Here is a 711-nt window from a genome sequence, read left to right on the forward strand (position 1 = left end):
GGGCGGGAGGGGTCAAGGGGGGGTGAAAAAAATTTGCTTGATTATTTATTTTGTTTTCGCTATAATCACATGAACTCATTTAAATGAGATACGATATTATTTATAAAGTAGTGTATCTCCCATTGATGAGTTAATCAAACTCACATTTTCTTTTATAAAGGTGCACATTATGGCTATAGATATTTTCTTAAAAATCGATGGCGTGAATGGCGAATCCAAGGATGCAGGACACAAGGATTGGATTGATGTTCATAACTTTACATGGGGTGCCAGTCAGCCTGCCACTCTAACCACAGGTGGTGGTGGTGGTGCGGGCAAGGTTAATTTCCAAGACCTAAAAGTAACAGCCGCTATTGATAAGGCAGCTCCTACCGTTCTCAAACACAGTGCCATTGGTCGGCACATCCCCAAAGTGGAAATCTCAGTTTGCAAGGCAGGTGGCGAACAGATTGAGTACTCTAGAATCACACTAGAAGACGTCATGGTAACTGGCGTTGAGTTCGTCGGTTCCAAGGACAATGAAGTTCTTTATGTGAATTACTCATTCCAAGCCGTCAAAATCAAAAACCAATACTGGGAACAAACCGAGCGTGGCGGTCGTGGTGCCGAAACTCAAATGGGTTACGACATCAAACAAAACAAAGCCATCGGCTAATCAGCCATTTCACCTTTTTAAAACACAACCTTATATTAATATTAGGTTGTGTTTTT

General features: G+C 41.6%; 1 protein-coding gene. It reads left to right on the forward strand.

Going from position 1 to position 711, the window contains the following annotated elements:
- The first annotated feature begins 169 nt into the window (after positions 1-169).
- Entirely contained in the window at positions 170-655 is a 486-nt protein-coding gene (locus tag B5J93_RS13235; RefSeq protein WP_062500990.1) for an Hcp family type VI secretion system effector, read from the forward strand.
- Positions 656-711 lie beyond the last annotated feature (56 nt).

It is taken from the genome of Moraxella equi (assembly GCF_002027555.1).
Classification (GTDB): domain Bacteria; phylum Pseudomonadota; class Gammaproteobacteria; order Pseudomonadales; family Moraxellaceae; genus Moraxella; species Moraxella equi.

What these genes read in the sequence shown, in the direction of transcription:
- B5J93_RS13235 (WP_062500990.1), top strand. Translation starts at nt 170, where the DNA reads ATGGCTATAGATATTTTCTTAAAAATCGATGGCGTGAATGGCGAATCC.